The 23,902-nt window shown below is 57.8% G+C and carries 18 protein-coding genes; 6 read left to right on the forward strand and 12 right to left on the reverse strand.

Annotated features, from left to right (window positions below; all coding sequences use genetic code 11):
• Nucleotides 1-43: 43 nt before the first annotated feature.
• From ACR0LN_RS01635 to acs, 4 genes are all read right to left on the reverse strand, one after another.
• A complete protein-coding gene (locus ACR0LN_RS01635) occupies nucleotides 44-1,828 on the reverse strand; it encodes a sodium:solute symporter family protein (RefSeq protein WP_480427310.1) in 1,785 nt (594 codons plus the stop codon).
• Between the two features lie 5 nt (nucleotides 1,829-1,833).
• Complete coding sequence (locus ACR0LN_RS01640; protein WP_170381418.1) at nucleotides 1,834-2,118, reverse strand: DUF4212 domain-containing protein; 285 nt, start codon at nucleotides 2,116-2,118, stop codon at nucleotides 1,834-1,836.
• A gap of 186 nt (nucleotides 2,119-2,304) precedes the next feature.
• Nucleotides 2,305-2,988 (reverse strand): adenylate kinase, encoded by a 684-nt coding sequence (locus ACR0LN_RS01645; protein WP_480427313.1) that lies wholly within the window; start codon nucleotides 2,986-2,988, stop codon nucleotides 2,305-2,307.
• A 7-nt stretch (nucleotides 2,989-2,995) separates the two neighbouring features.
• The gene (acs, locus tag ACR0LN_RS01650; protein ID WP_480427315.1) at nucleotides 2,996-4,960 is read right to left on the reverse strand and encodes an acetate--CoA ligase; all 1,965 of its coding nucleotides are present in this window, start codon (nucleotides 4,958-4,960) and stop codon (nucleotides 2,996-2,998) included.
• A gap of 417 nt (nucleotides 4,961-5,377) precedes the next feature.
• On the opposite strand from acs, the gene dctP reads away from it, so the two are divergent.
• The 3 genes from dctP to ACR0LN_RS01665 all read left to right on the forward strand — a co-directional run bounded on the left by dctP (nucleotide 5,378) and on the right by ACR0LN_RS01665 (nucleotide 8,496).
• Complete coding sequence (dctP, locus tag ACR0LN_RS01655; RefSeq protein WP_480427316.1) at nucleotides 5,378-6,394, forward strand: TRAP transporter substrate-binding protein DctP; 1,017 nt, start codon at nucleotides 5,378-5,380, stop codon at nucleotides 6,392-6,394.
• 65 nt (nucleotides 6,395-6,459) lie between these two features.
• Nucleotides 6,460-7,089 (forward strand): TRAP transporter small permease subunit, encoded by a 630-nt coding sequence (locus ACR0LN_RS01660; protein ID WP_480427317.1) that lies wholly within the window; start codon nucleotides 6,460-6,462, stop codon nucleotides 7,087-7,089.
• A 3-nt stretch (nucleotides 7,090-7,092) separates the two neighbouring features.
• Nucleotides 7,093-8,496 (forward strand): TRAP transporter large permease, encoded by a 1,404-nt coding sequence (locus ACR0LN_RS01665; protein ID WP_480427318.1) that lies wholly within the window; start codon nucleotides 7,093-7,095, stop codon nucleotides 8,494-8,496.
• 140 nt (nucleotides 8,497-8,636) lie between these two features.
• Here ACR0LN_RS01665 and ACR0LN_RS01670 read toward each other — a convergent pair whose 3' ends face one another.
• From ACR0LN_RS01670 to rocF, 3 genes are read right to left on the reverse strand one after another with little or no spacing between them, the layout of a single operon-like run.
• A complete protein-coding gene (locus ACR0LN_RS01670) occupies nucleotides 8,637-9,677 on the reverse strand; it encodes an ornithine cyclodeaminase (protein ID WP_480427319.1) in 1,041 nt (346 codons plus the stop codon).
• Nucleotides 9,678-9,686: 9 nt separating this feature from the next.
• Entirely contained in the window at nucleotides 9,687-10,607 is a 921-nt protein-coding gene (gene ctlX, locus ACR0LN_RS01675) for a citrulline utilization hydrolase CtlX (protein WP_480427321.1), read from the reverse strand.
• Nucleotides 10,607-11,527, reverse strand: coding sequence for an arginase (rocF, locus tag ACR0LN_RS01680; protein WP_480427323.1), 921 nt, complete (start codon nucleotides 11,525-11,527; stop codon nucleotides 10,607-10,609). The genes ctlX and rocF overlap by 1 nt, the downstream gene beginning before the upstream one ends.
• Before the next feature lie 86 nt (nucleotides 11,528-11,613).
• Between rocF and ACR0LN_RS01685 the strand changes: the two genes are divergently transcribed.
• On the forward strand, nucleotides 11,614-12,042 hold the full coding sequence (locus ACR0LN_RS01685; protein WP_480427325.1) for an Lrp/AsnC family transcriptional regulator: 429 nt from the start codon (nucleotides 11,614-11,616) through the stop codon (nucleotides 12,040-12,042).
• Nucleotides 12,043-12,144: 102 nt separating this feature from the next.
• Nucleotides 12,145-14,754, forward strand: a complete 2,610-nt coding sequence (mprF, locus tag ACR0LN_RS01690; RefSeq protein WP_480427327.1) for a bifunctional lysylphosphatidylglycerol flippase/synthetase MprF — start codon at nucleotides 12,145-12,147, stop codon at nucleotides 14,752-14,754.
• Between the two features lie 3 nt (nucleotides 14,755-14,757).
• Here mprF and ACR0LN_RS01695 read toward each other — a convergent pair whose 3' ends face one another.
• From ACR0LN_RS01695 to ACR0LN_RS01710, 4 genes are all read right to left on the reverse strand, one after another.
• Complete coding sequence (locus ACR0LN_RS01695) at nucleotides 14,758-16,320, reverse strand: efflux transporter outer membrane subunit (protein WP_480427329.1); 1,563 nt, start codon at nucleotides 16,318-16,320, stop codon at nucleotides 14,758-14,760.
• A gap of 11 nt (nucleotides 16,321-16,331) precedes the next feature.
• Nucleotides 16,332-17,477: an HlyD family secretion protein gene (locus ACR0LN_RS01700; RefSeq protein ID WP_480427332.1), complete on the reverse strand. Its 1,146-nt coding sequence runs from the start codon at nucleotides 17,475-17,477 to the stop codon at nucleotides 16,332-16,334.
• 21 nt (nucleotides 17,478-17,498) lie between these two features.
• The gene (locus ACR0LN_RS01705; protein WP_480427335.1) at nucleotides 17,499-17,861 is read right to left on the reverse strand and encodes a DUF3302 domain-containing protein; all 363 of its coding nucleotides are present in this window, start codon (nucleotides 17,859-17,861) and stop codon (nucleotides 17,499-17,501) included.
• A gap of 324 nt (nucleotides 17,862-18,185) precedes the next feature.
• Nucleotides 18,186-18,947, reverse strand: a complete 762-nt coding sequence (locus tag ACR0LN_RS01710) for a DeoR/GlpR family DNA-binding transcription regulator (protein ID WP_480427338.1) — start codon at nucleotides 18,945-18,947, stop codon at nucleotides 18,186-18,188.
• 188 nt (nucleotides 18,948-19,135) lie between these two features.
• Here ACR0LN_RS01710 and glpD point away from each other — a divergent pair, with 188 nt between their 5' ends.
• Nucleotides 19,136-20,722 carry a glycerol-3-phosphate dehydrogenase gene (gene glpD, locus ACR0LN_RS01715; RefSeq protein WP_480427340.1) on the forward strand — a complete coding sequence of 529 codons (1,587 nt, stop codon included), beginning with the start codon at nucleotides 19,136-19,138 and terminating at the stop codon, nucleotides 20,720-20,722.
• A gap of 39 nt (nucleotides 20,723-20,761) precedes the next feature.
• Here glpD and ACR0LN_RS01720 read toward each other — a convergent pair whose 3' ends face one another.
• A complete protein-coding gene (locus ACR0LN_RS01720; protein ID WP_480427342.1) occupies nucleotides 20,762-23,899 on the reverse strand; it encodes an efflux RND transporter permease subunit in 3,138 nt (1,045 codons plus the stop codon).
• Between the last annotated feature and the right edge of the window lie 3 nt (nucleotides 23,900-23,902).

Raw genomic sequence — 23,902 nt, forward strand, 5'->3', positions numbered from 1 at the left:
GAAAAACGCGGCACATGGAAGTTAACCATATGCCGCATCATGCTCATTTATTCTGAGCTGCGCCCGCGCCACGGGGAATGCGAACGCTTTCGACCAGTTCCACGATCTCCTTCGGAGTCTCTTTGGTCATACCTGCGACAACGAATGCGACTGCAAAGTTGATCATCGCACCGATGGCACCGAATGAGGTCGACTTGATCGGACCCAGCAGTGGGTCAGCATCGGTGAACGAGTTGGTGCCCGGAATGAACAGCCAGCCTTTGTGCAGGAAGATGTAGACCAGGGTCACAACCAATCCAGCCAGCATACCGCAGACTGCGCCGGTGTTGTTGATGCGGGTCGAGAAGATCCCCATCATCAGCGCCGGGAAGATCGAGGCAGCCGCGAGACCGAAGGCCAAGGCCACGGTTTGCGCCGCAAAGCCCGGTGGGTTCAGACCCAGATAGGTTGCTACAACGATGGCTACGGCCATTGCGATCCGCGCCGCCAACAGTTCTCCTTTTTCAGAGATCGACGGGTTGATCGCGCCTTTGACAAGGTCGTGGGACACCGCCGACGAAATCGCCAGCAACAGGCCAGCAGCGGTCGACAGAGCTGCCGCAAGACCGCCGGCAGCGACCAGACCGATCACCCAACCCGGCAGGTTGGCAATCTCGGGGTTGGCCAGAACCAGGATGTCGCGGTTGAACTTGGTCAGCTCGTTACCAACCCAGCCTTTTTCTTCAGCGATCGCCTGCATGTCTGCATTGGCATCGTTGTAGTACTGGATTTTGCCGTCGCCGTTCTTGTCTTCCCAGTCCAGCAGGCCGGTTTTCTGCCACGTTTTCATCCAGTCGTAACGCGGATCGGTGTCGATCTCTTCGACCGAAACAGCGCCGCCGTCGATGCCACCGTTGGGCCACATCATGTCGGTGATGTTCAGGCGAGCCATTGCGCCAACCGCAGGGGCGGTCAGGTACAGCAGCGCGATGAAGACCAGCGTCCAGCCAGCTGACCAGCGGGCGTCAGACACTTTCGGCACGGTGAAGAAGCGCATGATCACGTGCGGCAGACCGGCAGTACCGATCATCAGCGACAGCGTGAACAGAACCATGTTCAACGTGTTCGAGTGGTGCGCCGTATACTCGGCAAAGCCCAGCTCGGTCACGATCGCATCCAGCTTGGTCAGCAGAGGTTCACCACTGGCGGTATCGCTGAACAGACCCAGCGCCGGAACGGGCGTACCGGTCAGCTGCAGCGAGATGAAGATCGCGGGAATGGTGTAGGCGGTGATCAGCACGCAGTACTGAGCGACCTGCGTGTAGGTCACGCCTTTCATCCCGCCGAACACCGCATAGGCAAACACCACACATGCGCCGATCAGCAGACCGGATGTGTTCGACACCTCAAGGAAGCGGCCAAAGGCCACGCCAACGCCGGTCATCTGACCGATCACGTAGGTCACCGACGCAACGATCAGACAGATCACCGCGACGACGCGTGCCGTCTGGCTGTAGAAGCGGTCGCCGATGAACTCCGAGACGGTGTACTTGCCGAACTTACGCAGGTAAGGCGCAAGCAGCAGAGCCAGCAGCACGTAGCCACCGGTCCAACCCATCAGGAAGGTCGAGTTGTCATAGCCGGTAAAGGCAATCAGGCCCGCCATCGAGATGAACGAGGCCGCAGACATCCAGTCTGCCGCTGTCGCCATACCGTTGGTGACCGGGTGAACGCCGCGACCGGCGGCGTAGAATTCCGACGTGGAACCCGCACGGGCCCAGATCGCGATGCCGATGTATAGCGCAAAGGACGCGCCAACAAACAGCAGGTTGATGGTAAACTGGTCCATTGGGTTTACTCCTCATCCACGCCGTGTTCGGCGTCCAGCTTGTTCATGCGCCAGGCGTAGTTGAAGATCAGCACCAGAAAGACCAGTATTGAGCCTTGCTGAGCGAACCAAAAGCCCAGGTCGGTGCCGCCCACGGCGATACCCGACAGCAACGGACGCAGCAGAATGCCGAATCCAAACGACACCAGCGCCCATATCGCGAGGCTGATGTAGATGAGACGCAGGTTGGCCTGCCAATAGCCCTTGTCGGCCTCGGCAGTCTGCGCGGAGTTTGTAGATTGATCCGCCATGCGGGTTCCTCCTTCGCTTCCTCGTTGGGCGGCCCTTTGCCCAACTCCTCCAGTGCGTCGGGCCGCTTTTCGATTGTGCCGAACGCCCCGTGACGTCAGGCAAAACTTCTCTGGTCCGCCGAGGCGGGTCCATCAAAGAATTCTGTTTTCGGATCAAAGCCCTTTAGGCGGGCTTATCTCCTCCCCTTACTTCATCACACCGCTCACAACCCCTTGCAGGTCGCGGGCGATGTCGTCGATCTGGCCCATGGCATTAACGCCTTTCAGCACGCCCTGGGCCTGGTAATAGTCAATCAGCGGCGCGGTTTGCGCGTGATAAGCGGTCAACCGCGAAGCCACGGTTTCCGCATTGTCATCAGCACGGCGCTTGAATTCGGTGTGGCCGCACTTGTCGCATTCGCCTTCTTTCACCGGCTTTTTGAACGTGTCGTGGTAGCCTTCTCCGCAACCGGCGCAGGTGTAGCGGCCCGAAATACGGATCACCATTTCCGCATCCTCAACCTCAAGGCTGATCGCGGCATTGATCTTTTGCCCGGACGAGGTCAGCAGGCCATCCAGCGCCTCGGCCTGAACCGTGGTGCGGGGAAATCCGTCGAGGATAACGCCCTTGGTGCAATCTGGTTGAGCCATGCGGTCACGCAGGATGGCAATGACAATCTCGTCGCTGACAAGATCACCGGCTTCCATCACGGCCTTGGCGGCTTTCCCAGCCTCGGTGCCGGCAGCAACGGCTTCGCGCAGCAGATCACCGGTACTAAGCTGAACCAGCCCGAACGTGTCCTCAAGCATCCGCGCTTGCGTACCCTTCCCGGCACCCGGAGGGCCGAGAAGGATCAGAACAGCGGGAGATATGGTCGTGGCAGCGTCCATCACATCCTCACTTGTTCGCACGATTTTCGATCAGGTCCTCGACCACCGACGGATCAGCCAGTGTCGAGGTGTCACCCAGCGAGCCGAAGTCATTCTCGGCAATCTTGCGCAGGATACGGCGCATGATCTTGCCTGAACGGGTTTTGGGGAGGCCGGGGGCCCACTGGATTACATCAGGTGAGGCAATCGGGCCGATCTCGGTTCGCACCCAAGTGCGCAGCTCTTTCAGCAGATCATCCGAAGGCTCACGGTCGTTCATCAGAGTGACGTAGCAATAGATGCCTTGTCCTTTGATTTCATGGGGATAGCCAACCACGGCGGCCTCGGCCACTGCGGCATGCGCCACCAGAGCACTTTCGACCTCAGCCGTACCCATGCGGTGACCCGAGACGTTGATCACGTCGTCCACGCGTCCGGTGATCCAGTAATCGCCGTCCTCGTCGCGGCGACAGCCATCACCGGTAAAGTAGTAACCCTTGTAGTCCGAGAAATAAGTCTTCTCGAATCGCTCGTGATCACCCCAGACGGTGCGCATCTGTCCGGGCCAGCTATCTTTGATGCACAGAACACCCTCGACACCGTTGCCTTCAATTTCGACCCCGGACTGAGGGTCCAGCACCACGGGCTGAATGCCAAAGAAAGGTTTCATCGCCGAGCCGGGCTTCATTGCATGTGCGCCGGGCAGGGGGGTCATCAGGTGACCACCGGTTTCGGTCTGCCACCATGTATCCACGATTGGGCATTTGCCCTTGCCGACAACCTCATTGTACCAATTCCAGGCTTCTGGGTTGATCGGCTCACCCACGGTGCCCAATGTCCGCAGATCGCTGAGGTCGCATTTCTCGACGAACTCATTGCCTTGGCCCATTAGGGCACGGATAGCCGTCGGAGCGGTATAGAACTGGTTCACCTTATGCTTTTCGCAAACCTGCCAGAACCGCGAGGCATCAGGATACGTCGGCACCCCTTCGAACATCAGCGTGGTCGCGCCATTGGCCAGCGGGCCATAGACGATATAGCTGTGTCCGGTGACCCAGCCCACATCAGCGGTACACCAGTACACATCGCCCTCATGGTAATCGAAGGTAATCTCATGCGTCATCGCCGCATAGACCAGATAGCCACCGGTCGTATGAACAACACCTTTCGGCTGACCGGTTGAGCCGGAGGTATACAGAATGAACAGTGGGTCCTCGGCGCTCATCTCAGCGGGGGCGCAATAGTCATCCGCCTCCAGCGCCATTTCGTTGTAGTCGAAATCACGACCGTCAACCCATGTGGTTTGACCGCCGGTCCGTTTGACCACCAGACATTTCACCGTGTCCTTGCAGTGCAGCAGGGCTGCGTCTGCGTTCGATTTCAGCGGAGTTTTGCGTCCACCACGCGGAGCTTCGTCAGCGGTGATGACAACTTTGGCGTCGCACCCGTTGACCCTTGCGGCCAGCGCATCCGGTGAGAAGCCCGCGAACACAATTGAATGAATCGCACCAATCCGCGCACAGGCCAGCATGGCGTAAGCGGCTTCGGGGATCATCGGCAGGTAGATGACAACGCGATCACCTTTGCGCACGCCCAGCGACTCAAGAATGTTTGCCATACGACAGGTGCGGCGGTGCAACTCGGCATATGTGATATGCTGTGCTTCGTCGTTTGGATCATCCGGCTCCCAGATGATGGCGGTCTGGTCGCCACGTGTATTCAAATGACGATCCAGGCAGTTGGCTGACACGTTCAAGGTGCCATCCGCATACCAATTGATGCCCACCGACCCGAAGTCATAGCTGACATCCTTGACCTGAGTGTAAGGCTTGATCCAATCGACCCGCTTGCCTTGTTCATCCCAGAACGCGACGGGGTTTTCGATCGAGGCTTTGTACATTTCGTTGTACTTGTCAGCATCAACATGTGCTCGGGCAACGGTTTCGGCGGACGGCGGATATACGTTGGCATCTGCCTGGGCAGCGGTTGTCATACTGAGGCTCCTCCCTCTGGACTTCATTTCACCGGGCCGAATCTTGCCCGCGGAACGGGCGATGTCGACCCGTTTCCTCCCCGATGGAAATATTAAGCAGAACTGAAAACAATGGAATAAATTACCGATATCTTTGGATTTGTTTGTAAAGAAATTTTATTTTCTGTCGGCTACTAGTAAACAAATTTATAAGAAGTCATAAAAAAATAAAAAAAACAACATAATAGGTGTAACGAAATGAGGGGCTGTTTCTTGGGTGGATCATTGCGGATTCATGTGTCTCGGATTCAACATTTGATTGTTAGCGCTGTCGATCAGCGGGTGGCCAGATCTCTGTGGGGTTGGCACATTATGATGTTGGCGCTAGCTTTGAACCCAAGCGCTTATTCAAGAAGCGCAGCAAAGGGAGAAATCACTATGAAAAAGATGTTGAGCGGCGCTGCTGTCGCCGCCTTGACTGTTGCCTTCGTGTCCGAGGCCGCAGCAACTGAATGGAACGCCTCGGTCTGGGGTAAACGCCGCGCGTTTACCGAACATGTTGAGAAATTGTCAGAGCTGGTCAGCGAAAAGACCAATGGCGAGTTTACGATCAATGTCAGTTATGGCGGTCTGTCAAAACCGCGCGAGAATCTGGACGGGATCGAGATCGGTGCCTTCGAGATGGCACAGTTTTGCGCAGGCTACCACCGCGACAAGAACCGCGCGATCACCGTGTTGGAATTGCCGTTCCTTGGAGTGAATAACCTGGAAGAAGAAGTCGCCGTCAGCCATGCGGTCTACGATCATCCTGCGGTGAAGGATGAGATGGCGCAGTGGAACGCCCGGATCATCATGACCTCGCCCATGCCGCAGTATAATATTGTCGGTACCGGTGAGCCGCGGGATGAACTGGCAGAATTCGACGGAATGCGCGTCCGCGCCACCGGTGGTCTGGGGCAGGCCTTCGAAGCTGTCGGCGGTGTGCCGACTTCGGTTCCTGCAACCGAGGCATTCAACGCGATGGAGTCCGGCGTTGTGGACACCGTTGCTTTTGCTCAGCACGCGCACTTGTCTTTCGGCACGATCAATGAGGCCGACTGGTGGACAGCCAACCTCAACCCCGGCACGGTCAACTGCCCGGTGGTTGTGAATATCGAAGCTTATGAGGCCTTGTCGCCTGAGCACCGTGAGGCGCTGGACAGTTCGGTCGACGAAGCGATCGCCCACTACCTGACCAACTACGGCGGGTTGCTGGAACAGTGGGACAGCGTTCTGACAGAAAAAGGCGTTCAAAAGGTTGAGATCGACGACGCTGTAATCGAAGAGTTCCGCACCAAGGCGGCTGATCCGATCCGCGAGCAGTGGATTGCTGACATGTCAGCGCAGGGCCTTCCGGCACAGGATCTTTATGATCTGGTGCAGGCAACGTTGAAGCAGCAACGCGGCGGCAACTGATCGTCTGAACCGGGTGCCTTTTCAGGCACCCGGACACCCATCCAAAAATACAGGGGACCACCGGAATGGCAGGACAGGCCACGGTGCTTGAAGACGGCAGCCGCCTGAGTCGGCTGGATCGTCACCTATTGAAGTTAGAGCAGTTTCTAGCCCTGATCAGTGGGCTGGCCGTCTTTGGCCTGATGGTGTTGGCTGTTGTCTCGGTCAGCGGACGCAACGCGATAAACGCGCCTTTGCCGGGATACGTGGACTGGATCGAGCAAGCCATGCCCTTGATCGCCTTCCTTGGCATTTCCTACGTTCAGCGCAGCGGCGGGCATATCCGAATGGACATCGTGATTGCGCGCCTGCATGGGCGGGCGCTTTGGTTGTTCGAACTGATCTCGGTGATCTTGATCCTTGTGCTGATGTTGGCGCTGGTTTGGGGCAGTTGGTCCCATTTCGACCGATCTTTCGACTTTGGTGCGCCGCTATGGAGCCGCGACAGTTCCATCGACATTGGTATTCCGCTCTGGCCTGCCAAGCTGTTGGCGCCTGTGGCGTTTTCTGTGCTGTGTGTACGGCTGGTGCTGCAGATTTGGGGCTATGGTCGCGCCTTTGTGTTGGGGCTTGAACACCCCGTGGCTGTGCCTCTGATTCAGGACGCGGCGGCTCAGGCCGCTGCCGAGGCTGACCAATTTGAAGGGCAGGACTAGCGCATGGACACGATAGACATTGGCCTGTGGGTCACGGGTGGCCTGCTGGTCTTGGTGGTCACAGGCATGCGTGTCGCCTTCGCTGCAGGGCTCGCCGGGCTCGTGGGCTTGGTCTGGATTTTCTGGGCCAAATTTGGATACGACCCGGACCGCTTTGGCAAAGCGCTGACAGTCGCTGTCAAAACCGCAGGGCAGGTGCCACATTCCAAAGTCGCCGCCCACACTCTCAGCCTTATCCCGACCTTCATCCTGATCGGTTATCTTGCCTATTACGCCGGCCTCACCCGCGCTTTGTTCGAGGCGGCGAAACGCTGGGTTGCCTGGGTTCCAGGCGGTCTGGCTGTATCGACCGTGTTCGCAACCGCCGGGTTCGCCGCCGTATCCGGGGCATCGGTTGCTACCTCTGCCGTCTTCGCCCGCATCGCCATCCCTGAGATGCTCAAGGTTGGTTACAACAAGCAATTCGCCGCCGGAGTGGTCGCAGCTGGCGGCACCTTGGCCTCACTGATCCCGCCTTCAGCCATCCTCGTGATTTACGCCATCATCGTCGAGCAGGATGTCGGCAAGCTGTTGCTGGCTGGCTTTATTCCGGGCGCGTTCTCTGCCGTGGTTTACGGGCTGCTGATCGTAGGGATTGCCGTTTTCTTCAAATCCGTTGGCCCTCCGGTTACTGGTTTCACTTGGAAACAAAAGTTCGCCGCTTTGCCGGGGGCAATCCCGATTGTCGCCGTGATCCTGATCATCATCTGCTTTGTCTACAACCCGTTCGGTGAGAAGGCGTGGGGCACTCCGACCGAGGGCGGCGCCATCGGAGCCTTCATCGTCTTCTGCTTTGCCCTATTCCACGGCATGCGCTGGACCGAGCTGAAATCAGCCTTGCTGGAAACTGCCAAACTGACAGCGATGATCTTTTCGATAATCTGGGGCGTGCTGATCTATGTGCGCTTTCTGGGCTTCGCAGACCTGCCAGGCGCGTTTTCCGACTGGATTACCGCGCTGGAAATGTCGCCGATGTTGATCCTGATCTGTATCCTGCTGGCCTATGCGGTACTGGGCATGTTCATGGACGCTATCGGCATGCTGCTGCTGACCTTGCCGGTCGTATACCCGGCGGTCATGGCCCTGAATGGCGGCGAAACGGTAAGCGCTGCGGAAAGCGCCTTTGGCATGTCCGGTCCGATGTGCGCGATATGGTTCGGAATTTTGGTCGTCAAGATGGCCGAGTTCTGCCTGATTACGCCCCCTATCGGCCTGAACTGCTTTGTCGTGGCTGGCGTGCGCCCTGATCTGAGCGTTCAGGATGTATTCAAAGGAGTAACACCCTTCTTCATCGCGGACGCCGTCACCATCGCACTGCTCGTAGCGTTCCCGGCCATCGTACTCTATTTACCGTCGCTCGCTGGGTGAACGGGGGCAATTTGCGAGGCTCTGCCTCGCGCTCCGAGGTATTTGGGGCCAGATGAAGAAGCGGATCCGTGCTTCATCTGGCTGAAAATACCTTGGGGGAGGCGCCGAAGGCGGCGGGGGCAAAGCCCCCTGTCCGAAAGTCACCCAGCGCGCATCAGCATGCCGAACAGGTCCCGCGGATCGTCTGGGTCGGCCAGCATGTCGAGGGGCTCAAAGAACTCAGTGCCTTCAATGGCTGATTTGACGTATCGCAGGGCCGAGAAATCCTCGATCGCAAAGCCTACGCTGTCGAACAATGTGATCTGCCGGTCATCGCGGCGACCCTCGGCTTGGCCTGTCATGACCTGCCACATCTCGGTTACAGGGTGGTCGGCATCGAGCGCCTGAATTTCGCCTTCGATCCGAGTTTGCTCGGGGTATTCAACAAAAATGTCCGAGCGCAGCAGGATGTCGCGGTGCAGTTCTGTCTTGCCCGGGCAGTCGCCGCCAATGGCGTTGATGTGAACACCTGGTCCGACCATGTTGTCGGTCAGGATCGTGGCATACTTTTTATCAGCTGTGCAGGTCGTGATGATATGCGCGCCTTCGATGGCTTCTTCGGGCGTTTTGCAGGGCACAACTGTCAAGCCTTTGCCTTGAAGGTTCGAGGCGCATTTTTGTGTCGCGTTGCTGTCAGTGTCATAGAGGCGCACGGTGGTTATTCCGCACATTGCCTTGAAGGCAAGGCACTGGAATTCCGACTGAGCCCCGTTGCCGATCATGGCCATCACCGAAGATGACTTGGGCGCGAGGTAGCTGCCCACCAGCGCAGATGTGGCGGCGGTTCGCAGAGCCGTAAGCATCGTCATTTCGGTCAGCAGGGTCGGATAGCCGGTGTAGACATCAGCCAGCAAGCCGAAGGCGGTTACAGTCTGCAGCCCCTCAGACGTGTTCTTGGGGTGGCCGTTGACGTATTTGAAGCCATAAGCCTCTCCGTCCGAGGTCGGCATCAGTTCGATCACACCGTGCGGAGAATGGGCTGGAATGCGTGGCGTTTTGTCGAAGCTTTCCCACCGTTTGAAGTCGGACTCGATCTGGGCCGCTATCTGAGTGATCATCCGCTCGACCCCGATGTGATGCACCAGACGCATCATGTTATCGACGGATACGAATGGCACAAGTGCCTTATCGGAAGGTTGCATCGGGGTCTCCTATCGGCGGGACAGGTGGATGCCTGCAATCATGCAGCGCACGGATCCACCGGCGGTTTCAATTGTGGGAACCGAAAGCGGCAGCAGCGTTGCGCTGGCGTCGATTGTTGCGATTTGTTCAGGGGTCAGCGCGGCAAGCGCACGGCTGGAAAGCGCCAGCACCAGACCATCGCGACCGCTGAGTTCGATGGCATTGCCCGCGAATTCCGCGATCTGATCATGTGTCAGGTCGACGACTGTACGACCCGACTCTTCGAGCCGAGCTTTGACTGTGGCGCGCCGTTCTGGGTCAGTGATCATATCCAGACAGATCAGCGCGTATTCGGTTCCGATCCCCATTAGGACGTTGGTATGATACACGTCGCGGCCTTCGGCGTCCTGGGCCTCGAACACGATGGGTTCATAGTTGAAATGTGTGCAGAACCGCTCCAACAGAACAGGGTCGGCGCGGTTGGATTTGACCGTGTAGGCGACGCGCCCCACGTGATCCAGAACCATTGCGCCGGTGCCTTCCAGCGCCAGCTTGTCCTGTTCCAGCCCGGAATAATCGATCACGTCCTGAACGCGGTATTCCTGTTTGAGCATCTCGATAACATCCGCTCGGCGTTCACGCCTGCGGGACGGGACGAACATGGGGTAGATCGCCACATGCCCACCGGGATGGGTGGAAAACCAATTGTTCGGGAACACGCTGTCCGGCGTGTCGTGTTCGCCGGTGTCGTCAAAAACATGAACTTTTACACCTGCGTCACGCAGTTGCGCGACTGCCCTGTCGTGTTCATCGCGCGCGTCGATGGATGTGGCCGTTGCCGAGCGATTGGCCAGTGTTTGAAACGCGTTGTCGTCGCGCGTCTCGGGGTTCGAGGTAAACGCGTGAGGCCGGATCATCACGACGGCTGAGGGGGCTTGCAAGGATTGCATCAGAAACTCCGGGTTGGGCGGTCAAAGATACGGCGGCCTAGAAGCGAGGCGGCCAGATCGACCATCAACTTTGCGGTGCGACCGCGTTCGTCGAGAAACGGGTTCAACTCGACCAAATCCAACGAGCAAACGAGACCGCTTTCATGCAAAAGCTCCATCACAAGATGTGCCTCGCGTTCGGTCGCTCCACCGGGAACGGTCGTGCCGACGGCTGGGGCGATGGAAGGATCGAGGAAATCGACATCTAATGAGACGTGCAGGATTCCGTTTGCGGCCCGCACACGGTCGAGAAACGCGATAAGAGGGGCCTTGATCCCGTGCTCGTCGATGCTGCGCATGTCGGCGAGCATGGCTTGGTCCTGCTCTAGCCGCGCACGCTCGGCCGGGTCGACCGAGCGCAGACCGATCATACCGACGCGATCCGTTGGAACGGGTGCAGGCACCGGCGGAAACGCTTCAAAGCCGGGTTGGCCGGTGAAATAAGCAACAGGCGTTCCGTGCAAGTTCCCGCTGTCGGTGCTGTCGGGCGTGTGAAAGTCGCTGTGGGCATCCAGCCACAGCACGAACAGGGGGCGTCCGACCTGTTGGGCATGTGCAGCCATGCCCGCAACCGTCCCCATCGACAGCGCATGATCACCGCCCATGAAAATCGGTAGCCCTTTAGGGGCGGTTTCCTGTGCGGACCGGTTAAGCGCGGCAGTCCAGCCAACGCATTCCGGTAGAGCGTACAGGTGTTCGTGCGGGGGTGTATCCGTCTCGTCCGGGCGAATGTCGCCCAGGTCGCTGACGCGGCACCCAAGATCCGTCAAGGCACGATCCAGACCTGCGACCCGATAGGCGTCAGGCCCCATTCGGCACCCCTGCCGGCGCTTACCGGCATCCATCGGAACGCCGACCAATATAACGTGTTTGTTGTCCATATGTTTGTTTAGATCTTCGTGATGGCTTGCGGAAAGAGATCAAAATGCTCAAAAAGGAACCTTAGTCTGCAAACTGAGAAAAACGAATGGACGAATTGGATAACAGGCTGTTGAATGCCCTACATCGGGACGCACGGGCATCGCTGTCCGAGCTGGCCGAAACGCTGGGGGTGACTCGCACCACCGTGCGCAGTCGATTGCAGCGATTGAAGCAATCGGGCGAGATTGTGGGGTTCACCGTCCTCACGCGTCAGGATGTGGCAGAAATCCCTGTGCGCGGCCTGATGATGCTGGAGATTGAAGGCCGGAGGACCGAGCGCATCGTGGCCAGAATCGCGGCCCTTAGTCAGGTGCGCGCGGTGCACACGACCAACGGCAGTTGGGACCTGATCGCTGAAATCGGCACTGAAACCCTTGTCGAACTCGACAAAGTTCTCATCGAGGTCGGACGGATTGAGGGGATAACGCGTTATGAAACCAATCTGCTGCTGTCAACGCGCAAGGGCCGTGTCTGACGCCTCGTAGTGCTTTGAGGTTCAAGGAAATTGTGCCAAGGTTGCCCAGCGTCGCCCATCCGCGCGCGGGATCGTTGCAGTGCCTCAGAGCAGGGGGGAAACATGACCACGCAGGAGACTGACAAAGAACTCTGGGCCGTGCGTCTTGCCGAACGGGTGACTGGGTTTCTTGAAAAGCCCGCTGTTCGGATTGCTATTCCGATTCTGGTGACGCTGATCGCACTGGTCGTTCTGCACGAGCTGTCCCAGCACGTGAAATGGGCAGACGTTCAGACAGATGTGGCGAACGTGTCTTGGAAGCTGATGTTTTTCGCCTTCTGCTGGACGTGTTTCAGCTTTCTGTCACTGTCCATGTATGATGTGTTTGCCGTTCAAAGCGTGGCCAAGGGCGAGGTGCCTTTGACTGTCGCCGGGATGGCAGGGGCCAGCGGTTATGCAGTGTCGAACTGCCTTGGCTTTTCCTACATTACTGGAACCGCGATCCGCTATCGCATCTATGCCTCGCTGGGGCTGGATCTGAGCCGGGTTGCGGGTGTCATCGCGACGTCCTGGATCGCATTCTGGTCAGGTTTGGTGTTATTGCTTGGCATTTTGTTCACCCTGCACCCGGATGGGATATCAAAGCTTCTACCGATCAATGACACCACCGAAACCATCATCGGGCTTTGCTTACTTGCCGGTTTGGTAACCCTGTTTTTCTGGCTCGCGAAAGGCGGGCGCAAGTTGGCCTATGGCGGTTTTGGTTTCAATTTGCCCGGCGGTAAGCTGGCGGGTTTGTTGACGCTGGCCGCGATCGGGGATCTGTTCGGCGCGTCAATGGTTCTTTATACGTTGATGCCCGCTGACCTTGGGGTCGGGTATCCGTATTTCTTCACGATTTATATCGGTGCGATTGCGGTCGGTATTCTTAGTCACGCTCCGGGCGGTATCGGCGCGTTCGAGGCGACGTTGATCGCCGGGCTGGGCGCCTCGGGTCGGTCAGATGTGATCGCGGCCTTGTTGCTGTATCGGTTGGTCTACACGTTTCTGCCATTTGTCATTGCCAGCCTGTCGATCGCGGTCGCATCCGCGCTGACACACCGCCACCATATCAGCGGCGCAGCCACGTGGGTTTATCGCGCCATTCGTCCAATTGTTCCGATGGTGGCAGCAGGCGTAACCGCGGTTGCCGGCATCATCCTGTTGGTTTCAGGGGCTTTGCCGTCCAGCAGCCAGAACCTTGGTGTGTTGAGGGATTTTCTACCTTTGTCCTTTGTCGAAGCGTCACACTTGGCCGGCAGTGCGATTGGCGTTTTGCTTATTCTGGTGTCACGCGGGTTGTTTCGAAAACTGTACCGCGCTTGGATCGTGGCGATGTTGCTGATGGTGGCAGGGTTTGTTGCTTCGCTGACCAAGGGGTTGGATACCCACGAAGCGATCGGCATGCTGGCCTCGATCGCTGTGCTGGCCACTTTTCGGGGGGCGTTCTACCGGGTCAGCGGCGCATCAATCTTTCGTCTGAACATCCCGTGGTTGGTGAGCGTCATCGCTTTGCTGGCTGTGATCTTCTGGATCGGGCTGTTTGCCTATTCACATGTCGAATACCAAAACGCGCTTTGGTGGGACTTTGCCTGGAACGGCGACGCATCCCGGTTCCTGCGGTCCAGCCTTGTGGTCGCGGTCATTCTGGGCATCGTGGCTGTTAATTCTCTGTTCGGCAGGGAAATCCCCCAGTTGGTGCGCACTGAAATCCCACCGGTTGTGGAGCGCTTGGCTTTGGAAAGCGAAGACACCGAAGCTCAGATTTCGCTGACTGGGGACAAGCAATTCCTGATCGCGCCGGATGAAACCGCATTTCTGGCCTATGCCGACACCGGCAACGCGTTGATCAGCAAGGGCGAACCGGTGGGTGATGAGAAAGCCGGCCAGCAACTGATCTGGCAACTGCGCGAAATGGCGGATCGCGAGGGCAAACTCTGTGCCTTCTATAGTGTCTCGACCAAATATCTGCCGACCTTTCTGGATTTGGGCCTTTCCATCCTGAAAATCGGTGAGGTCGCTCGGGTTCCGCTGAAAGACTTCTCACTGGATGGCAAGTCCCGCAAGCGGTTCCGTCAAGCCAAGAACCGGGCCGAACGGGAGGGTTATGTCTTTGAGATCATTCCCAAAGAAGACTTGGCCCCGGTCTTGCCTGAGTTGCGCAAAGTGTCAGACGACTGGTTGCAGAATAAAGCGGGCGAGGAAAAGGGCTTTGCTTTGGGCGGGTTCGATGATGACTACCTGTCTTACTTTGATCATGCTGTTCTGCGGAAAGGTGATACAGGTCAGATCATGGCTTTTGCTAACCTGTTTCAAGGTGGGCACAAATCCGAATTGTCGCTGGACCTGATGCGCTATGAACCTGACAGCCCCAGCTTTGTCATGGATGCGCTGTTTGCCGAAATGATGTCTTGGGGGGCAGAGCAGGGGTTTCACTGGTTCTCGCTGGGCGCCGCGCCGTTTTCGGGGATCGAGAACCGGCAGTTGGCCTCGTTCTGGAACCGCGTCGGCGGGTTTGTCTATGAACATGGCGAGCAGTTCTATCATTTCGAGGGGCTGCGGTCGTTCAAACAAAAGTTTGACCCGGAATGGAGCCCTAACTATCTGGCCAGCCCCGGCGGGTTGGCAGCGCCTCGGATTCTGTACGAGGTGAATGTGCTGGTGTCCGGCGGTTTGCGCGGGCTGACGAAATAGAGATTAGTTCAGGCTGGCGCGGGTGGGGGTCTCTTGCAGCAGGTCGCCCCAATCGGTGCGATATGCCATCTCTGCCAACACTGTTTCGGGCAGGAACTCCTGGTTCTGGCGGATCTGCCAGCCACCACCCAGCCCCTTGTAGACAGCGACCAGATTGCTGGACACCTGTTGACGCGCCTCAATCAGATTGGCCTGAGAGCTTAACAGGGCGGTCTGCGTATTCAGGATACGGGAATAGTCAGCAATGCCGTCGCGATATTGATCCACCGCGATCTCAGCCGCTTTGCGCGATGCGGCGACGCTGTTTTCGTAGAACCCAACCTGCTTGCGTGACTGCGAGTAGGCGACCATCGCGCTTTCAACCTCGGAATAAGCCGTCAGGACGGTGTTCTGGTAGTTGGCGATCAGCGCCTGATAGGCCGCGTCTTGCGCGCGTACATTGTTTTTGATCCGGCCGTAGTTCAGCACGTTCCAAACCACACCCGCGTTGGCCAAGCCGGTTGAGCTTGCCGAGCTGAACAAGTCGCGACCGCCCGAGGCCTGCAATCCAATGGAGCCCGACAGAATGAACTGTGGATATAGATCCGCCATCGCGATCCCCACCTGCGCTGATTGCGTGGCTGCCGCCAGTTCAGCCGCGCGGACATCCGGGCGACGGCGCAGCAGTTCTGCCGGAACACCAACGGCCACGTTGGAGCGGGCCGATGGGATTCGCCCGGAATTGCCCAGCAGGCTGGTCATCCGCGAGGGCGTGGCGCCCAGCAAAACGGCCAGCGCATTCTTGGTCTGCTGAAGATCACTTTCAATCTCGGGCACCAGAGCTTTGGTGTTGTTGAGTAGGGCGGTGGATTCCTGCACGTCCAACTCGGTCGTCACGCCGTTGTTAAAGCGTAGCTCGGTCAGGTCGGCGGATTCCTGTTGTAGCGTGATATTCTCACGCGCGACGGCCAGAGATTCCTGTAAGGCGCGGATGTTGACGTAGAGCGCCGCAACATCTCCGGTCAGTGTCACCAACGCGTCGTCGTAATTGGCGACCTGTAGCGCAAGATTGGACCGCGCCGCCTGAACGCCGCGCCGTTGCTGCCCCCAGACATCCAGTTCCCATTGCGCATCAAACCCGACTTGTGACGTCGAAAACTCGGTATCCAGAGGGATGATCCGGTTGATATCGGAAATCGGCCCCAGATTTTCGCTGATCTGACGCCTTTGGATCGAACCGCCAATGGCCTGCGACTGCGGGTACAATTCTCCGAAGGCAATCCCCAATTGGGCGCGGGCCTGTAAAACGCGCGCGCCTGCCACTTGCAGATCAAGGTTCTGAGCATAGGCTTCGGCGATCAGTTTGTTCAACGTGGGGTCGTTGAATGTCTCCCACCACCTCACCACCGGCGCGCTGCGCGAGGTCAGGCCGCTAGGTCCGGCGCTGGGGCTGTTGACCTCGATCCATTCGTTTACGACCGGAGAGTTCGGGCGCACGAAGTCCGGGCCGACCGGTGCGCACCCCACCAGCAGAGCTGCGCAAAGAGCGGTGCCGATCAGTCTGCGGTGAAGTCTGGGCCGGGTCATGTCGTGCGTCCTCAGATATCCAGGGGTCGGATGAAGTTGGCGAAAGAGTAGAGGCGAATGTTGATGCGCCGCAAAAACTCAAAGCTTTTGCCCTGACCGGTATAGATCGCCACGGCTGCATGGCCGCCAGCGGGGAAAGTGTGCCCATCGGGGACATCGACCGAAATTTGCACCGCAATGCGCCCGGGAAGCTTTGGCAATTCAAAGCCGGGCAGACGGCCCGAGGGCAGGTACTGGCCTTGACGGGTGGCCCACCAGATCGCCTCGACCTTGCCGGTCAGAATCTCTCCGGGATAGAGGTCCAACGCCACCTCAACTTCTTGTCCGGGCTCGACAAATTTCAGGTTCTGCTGGCGATAGGTGGCTAGGATATAAGGGTTTTCCTTAGTTACGAAACTGGCAATTGCCCCCAGCCGAATTTCACCCACAACCAACCCCGGTCGGGCTTGCTGCGACACGATCATGCCGTCTTCGGGTGCGTAAATTGTCGTGTTATCAAGGAAGTACTGGGCTTTCTCAAGCTGCGCCTGCGCCTGTAAGATGCCAGTGTTCACCCCTTCGATTTGCGAATCCAACGCCAGTTGCGCCTTTTCCAAATTGGCTTCGGCCTCTTTGATCTGGGCCTGATCTTCGGTGACCTGTTCGTTCCAGCGGTCAAGTTCGTCCTGACGCGCGCCACCTGCGGGTACGAGGTTCTCGTATCGCGATTGTTGCGTCAGTGCATAGGCCAGTTGCGCATTTGCGCGTTCGACGTTTTCGGCAGCGACGATGACATCCTGTTCAAGGATTTTGGCGTTCTGTTGGGCTTCGACCAGTTGCGCGGTGGCCTCTTCGACTTCAAGCGCGAATACGGTGTCGTCAAAGCGGTAGAGGGGATCGCCCTTTTTGACCTCGGTATTGGGTTCGACCAGAACTTCGGTCAAAAGGGTCGGCTGGGTCAACCGGGGCACAATCTGGATGGTCGAGCGAACCACGTGGCTGTCGATGGAAAACGGTTGGAAAAAGCGCAGCGCAACAAGGAAAATCAACAGAAGGTGCGCACCAACCCAAAAGGACACAATGCCCCATGCGATGTTGAACTTCAGCCACTGCATTTTAAAGAAAATGAACCAGACGAAAATGATGTAGAACAGCGTAATGCCGAGGGCGACAAACATATTTCGTGACTTCCTTTGGCTTTAGCTTTTCTGTGTCTCGTCGGGATCAAGCGGGTCGCGGTATTCGTCAGTCAGCGTGCCGCCCAACCGTTTGATTTCCTTGCGAACGGCGTCGCGTTCATCATCCGGCATGCGGCGGATATCCACGGTGGCGCTGTCGTGGAACGCCCAAATAAAGGCGTGGACCCAAGGAACGATTGCCAGAAATCCCATCCATCCCATGATTTTGACGGATTCAGCGTGCGGATGGTTGCGCTTGATCGCGATCCTGCCTGGAAGCCCCATGAGAAAGATGAAAAGGCCCATCACCGCCGCCAAGAGCAGAACCAATGCCACGAATGTCAGGTAGTCGTAGTAGCCCAGCGGCTGCCCCAGTAGTCCCATGCTCGTGCCTCCTTTTTGGGGAAGGTTGCTCCATCCTCAGTTGTTGCTGCCCCGTTCGTCAATCAATTTATGGTCGTTCGTCGTTTTAGTGAATTTTCGCCGACACACATAGCTGGCCTGGGATTCTGCCACTTGCTGGCTGTATATGGCAGCCTGACTTGAGGCCCCATGCCGTTGTGGCAGTACGCAGCGCGTTCCAACGCACTGTCATTAGCCTGAACTCCCCAATCAAGTGACTATTTCAATAGTGTCAGTGTGTCAGGCGAGCGCGGGTGTGGCAAGAACCTGCATTCAGGATTCTCGTTTAGTACGAATTACTTGACGTCAGGCGCACAAAATTAACCGAGTATCCCACTCGATGCATTTACGAGCCAATTGGTCAGGCAGGTCGCGATCCGTGTAAAACACATCTACTTCGGACAGCGAGGCGATCCGCGCTGGTGCAGTTCGCTGGAATTTGAACTGGTCCGCGACAAGAAATGTTTGGCGAGATTGCGTAATGATGGTCTGGCTCACGCGCACTTCCTCAAAATCGAAATCTAAAAGATCGCCTTCGATGTCCAGCGCCGAACACCCGATTATGGCATAGTCAAACTTGAACTGTTCGATGGTCGAGATTGTGAGGTTTCCAACGAGCCCGCCGTCCGACCGGCGCAACACACCACCTGCCACGACGATCTGACAATTGGGGTTTTCGACCAGAATATTGGCGACGTTCATGTTGTTCGTCACCACCATCAGGTCCTTGTGGCTCAGCAACTGCCGGGCAACGGCCTCGGTCGAGGTGCCGATGTTCAGGAATACCGACGCCCCGTCAGGAATGTCTTGTGCACAGCGTTGCGCAATGCGCGCCTTGATGTCCGCGTTTAGGGCGCGGCGATCTTCGTAGCCAATGTTTGACACGCCCGAGCGCAAGACGGCACCGCCATGCACGCGATCCAGCTTGCCCATATCGGCCAGCTCAGAAAGGTCACGGCGAATTGTTTGAACAGTCACATCAAATCGCGCGGCCAAATCTTCCACCATCACGCGGCCGTCCTGTTTGGCGATGTTCAGAATGTCGGACTGACGAAAGGATAGGGACACGGTTCGCTCCAATTTGTGTATGTTCGGTTTTGTTCTATTTTCGGAAAATTGCAACATGTCTGCGTAGGTTTAAGGTGGTTTCGCCTAAATGAATGTCCAAACGAACATAAGCGAAAATTAACGTTGACGATACGAGGGTTCCTGAGATTAATAAGCGCGCGTTTTCCACCTAGGGGAATCATCCGGATATGGAACAGACAAACGAACAGGTCTCGGACCTTTTTATTATTGGCGGCGGTATCAATGGATGCGGCATCGCACGGGATGCCGCAGGGCGCGGCCTGTCTGTGACATTGGCCGAGATGAACGACCTGGCGTCGGCAACTTCGTCGGCCTCGACCAAACTGTTCCACGGAGGGTTACGCTATCTCGAATTTTTCGAGTTTCGTCTTGTCCGAGAAGCTCTGGTAGAACGCGAAACACTATTGAGGGCAATGCCCCACATCAGTTGGCCGATGCGCTTTGTCTTGCCCTATCACGCGGATATGAGGTTCGACTCGGAAACGCCAACTTCACGTCTGCTAAGCACTGTCATGCCTTGGATGAAAGGTCGGCGTCCAGCCTGGCTGATCCGGTTGGGGCTGTTCATGTACGACCACCTAGGCGGGCGTAAAATCCTGCCTGGCACATCTTCGGTGGACCTGAAAACGGCACCTGAAGGGCAGCCGCTGCAGGACAAGTTCGAGACTGCCTACGAATACTCTGACTGCTGGATCGAGGATTCGCGCTTGGTTGTCCTGAATGCACGCGACGCCGAGGCGCGCGGGGCAGAAATTTTGGTACGCACCGAGGTCGTGTCGGCTGAACGCGTTGACGACCTGTGGGCCGTGACGGTTCAGGACCGCAGCACTGGCGAAACGCGCGTCATCAAGGCCAGAATGTTGGTCAACGCTGGCGGCCCATGGGTCGGGGACATCATCCAAACGAAAATTCGCGTGAACTCGCGCGAGGGCGTCCGGCTGGTGCGCGGCAGCCATATCGTGACGCGCAGGCTGTTTGACCACGACAAATGCTATTTCTTTCAGGGTGAGGACGGTCGGATTATCTTTGCGATACCGTATGAGCGTGACTTTACTCTGATTGGCACCACGGATCAGGATCACCCGAACCCGTCTGAAACGCCGGTTTGTACCGAAGCAGAGCAGGACTATCTGTGCGCCTTTGCGACCAATTATTTCAAATCGCCGGTGACACGAGAAGACATCGTCTGGACATACTCTGGCGTTCGTCCGCTGTACGACGACGGCGCCAGCAGCGCGACTGCCGCAACGCGGGATTACACGTTGAAGGTGGACGCACAGGGTGGAGCGCCGGTATTGAACGTCTTTGGCGGAAAGATCACAACGTACCGCAGGCTTGCAGAAAGCGCGCTGGAAAAGGTGGCCGAGCATTTCCCGGATCTGCCCGGTCCGTGGACAGCAGGCGTTGCCTTGCCCGGTGGTGACTTCTCGGTTGACGGATTTCAGGATCTGGTCGCAGGGGTGGAGGCTGACTATACCTTCCTTGATCGCGCTTGGGCCGAACGCCTTGTCCGTGCCTATGGCACCGAAGCGCGCGCCATTCTGGACAAAGCTTCATCAGCCGAAGAACTGGGCGAGGACTTTGGCGCCACTCTGACCGCACGGGAACTAGAGTGGTTGATGGACAAGGAATATGCACGCACGGCCCAGGATGCCGTGTGGCGACGGAACAAACTGGGCCTGCGATTGAGCGACGACCAGATTGCGCGAATACAGGACTGGATGGAAGAGCGCAGTGCGCAAGCTGCCGCCTAAGAAAAAGCCCCGCCGATCTGGCGGGGCTTTTCGTTTGAGTTAAGCGGCTTCCTCGGACGGGCCGGGATCGTTCTTGGTGCCCTTGATCCACTCGCGAAGGCCCTGCATCAGGGCATAGAGAACCGGCACAAGAATGACGCCAACCAATGTGGCCGCAAGCATCCCGCCAAATACCGCAACACCAATGGCCTTTTGGCTGGCCGCACCCGCGCCATTTGCTGCAAGCAACGGCACGACGCCCAGCAGGAAGGATAGGGCCGTCATCATCACTGCACGGAACCGTTGGAAGGCGGCCTCGGCAGCGGCCTCTTTAATCGACAGTCCCTTTGCCCGCTGCTCCATCGCAAATTCGACGATCAGAATGCCGTTCTTCGAGGCAAGCCCCACAAGCATGATCATCCCGATCTGTGTATAGAGGTTGATGTCACTGCCTACGATGGCCACGGCGGCGACCGCCCCGAACAGGGCAACAATCACCGATAACAGGATCGAAACCGGCAACGTCCAGCTTTCATATTGTCCGACAAGGAACAGATAGCCGAACAGGATGGCCAGCCCGAGGATCACAATCACCAAACTGCCCGAGGCCAACTGCTGCTGTGCCGTCCCTGTCCATTCGAACGCGTAGCCGGGGGGCAGGGCGGTGGCCGATTCCTCGGTCATGACGGTAATCGCATCGCCGCTGGAAAGCCCCGGAGCAGGCACAGCAGTAACGGTGGCCGACCGGAACAGGTTGTGCCGCTTCAGCAGAACCGGACCCAGTACATTCTCAACATCAATGAGTGTACCCAGTGGCACCATCTCACCCGCTTGGGAACGGACGTATAGGTTCGAGATATCCTCGACATTGTCGCGATAGCTGCCGTCAGCCTGGATCATCACGCGATACACCCGCCCGAAAAGGTTGAAGTCGTTCACGTAGTAAGAACCCAGCTGCGCCTGCATGGTCTGGAACACTTCGGCCACAGACACGTTCAGTGTTTTGGCCTTTTCACGGTCCAGATCAACGAACAGCTGCGGGACATTCGCACGGAAGGTCGTATAGGCCTGTCCGATTTCGGGCCGCTGGTTGGCCGCGTAGACAAACGAACCCACGGCCGAGGCCAGATCCTGCGGAGTGCCTCCACCAGTTTGCTGAACCTCCATCTCGACACCCGCCGACATACCCAAGCCCTGAATGGGCGGAGGGTTAAAGGCCACAATCGAGGCCGCGGACTCGCCGTTGGCGATGGCCAGAACCTTGGCCAGAATGGCATCGGCGCTCAGGTCATCGTCCTGCCGCTCATCCCAATTCTCGAGGTTCACAAAGATTGCCGCGCCGTTGGTGGTTGTGCCGTTCAGCAACGAGAACCCGTTGACCAACACGGTGCTGGCAACCCCCGGAATTTCGCGGATCTGGTCATCAACACGGGCCGAGACGGTTTCGGTCCGCTCCAATGTGGCCGCGTCGGGCAGTTGGATGTCGACGAACAGATAGCCGTTATCCTCAAGCGGGATAAAGCCGCTGGAGGTGTTCGACATGATCGTTCCCGTTCCCATGGCGAGGCCCACGATGACAGCAAGCGCTACCACAGGAAGGATCAGCAGTTTTCGCACGATGGCGACATATCCGCTGCGCACGGTTCCGATGAAATTCTCGAACACGGCCAGTAACCCCTTGGGCGGGCCGGATCTGGCTTTCAGAACCAGACCACAAAGGGCCGGAGACAGCGTCAGCGCGTTGATTGACGAGATGACAACAGCGGTCGAGATTGTAACGGCGAACTGCGAATACAGCCGCCCCGAGATACCGGGCATAAAGGTCACCGGCACGAACACGGCCAGCAGAACCAGCGTGGTCGCGATAACTGGGCCAGTGATCTGGCCCATCGCCTTGCGGGTCGCCTCGGCCGGGGGCAGCCCCTCATCCGCGATGATCCGCTCCACGTTCTCGACGACAACAATCGCGTCGTCCACCACGATACCAATGGCCAGAACCAAAGCGAACAGCGAGATCGTGTTCAGCGACATGCCAAACAGCAACAGGAAGGCAAATGTCCCGATCAATGAGACCGGGATCGCCACCGCCGGAATGATCGTTGCTCGCCAACTGCCAAGGAAGACGAACACGACCGAGATCACAAGAATGAAGGTCAGGATCAGGGTCGTAACCACGTCATTCAGGGACTGTTCCACAAAGTCGGTGGTATTGAATGGCACCTGATATTCCACATCCGTCGGGAAGGACCGGGACAGGCGCTCAAGCTCGGCTTGCACGCGCTCGGAAACGGCCAGAGCGTTGGCGCCCGGGGCCTGGTAGATGCCGATCACCGTGGCTGGCACGGCCTGGAAATAGCCCGAGGCCGAATAGAACTGCGCGCCCAGTTCAACACGGGCAATATCTTTGACGCGCACGATCGAACCCGCGTCACCGGTTCGGATCACAATGTCGCCGAACTCTGCCGCCGAAGTCAGGCGACCTTTGGTCTTGATCGTGTATTGAAAGGTCTGGCCCTCGGGCACCGGGGGTGAGCCGATGGAACCAGCAGAGACCTCGATATTCTGTTCGCGGACGGCATTGATCACGTCGCCAGGAGTAATCGACAGGGCGGCCATTTGATCCGGGTCCATCCAGATCCGCATGGCGTATTCCAGATTGGTCAGAACGTCCGCTTTGCCCACACCCTGAACACGCGCCAGGGCGTCTTTTAGGTTGATCGAGGCATAGTTCGACAGAAACACACTGTCATAGGTGCCGTTGGGCGAGGTCAGGGTGACCAGCAGCAGCATGTTCGTCGACGCCTTCTGCGTGACCACGCCCGAGGATGTCACCTCGGTTGGCAACGAGGACATAGCCTGCGCCACTCGGTTTTGTACGTTGACCGAAGCGATGTCGGGGTCGGTGCCGACCTCGAAGGTAATATTCAACGAGTACGAGCCGTTATCCGACGAAGTGGACGTCATGTAGATCATGTCGTCTACACCGTTCACCTGCGCCTCGATGGGCGCGGCGACGGTGTTTTCCACGGTTTCGGCGTTCGCCCCCGTGTAGGTGGTCGTCACGCTGACCACGGGTGGCGTGATATCGGGAAACTGGGCCACTGGCAGAACCAGGTAACCGATCCCGCCCATGATGGTCAGGACAAGCGAAATAACAAGCGCCAGCTTTGGCCGGCTGATGAACAGGGCTGAGAACATCGG

Source organism: Ruegeria sp. AA6, from assembly GCF_056542865.1.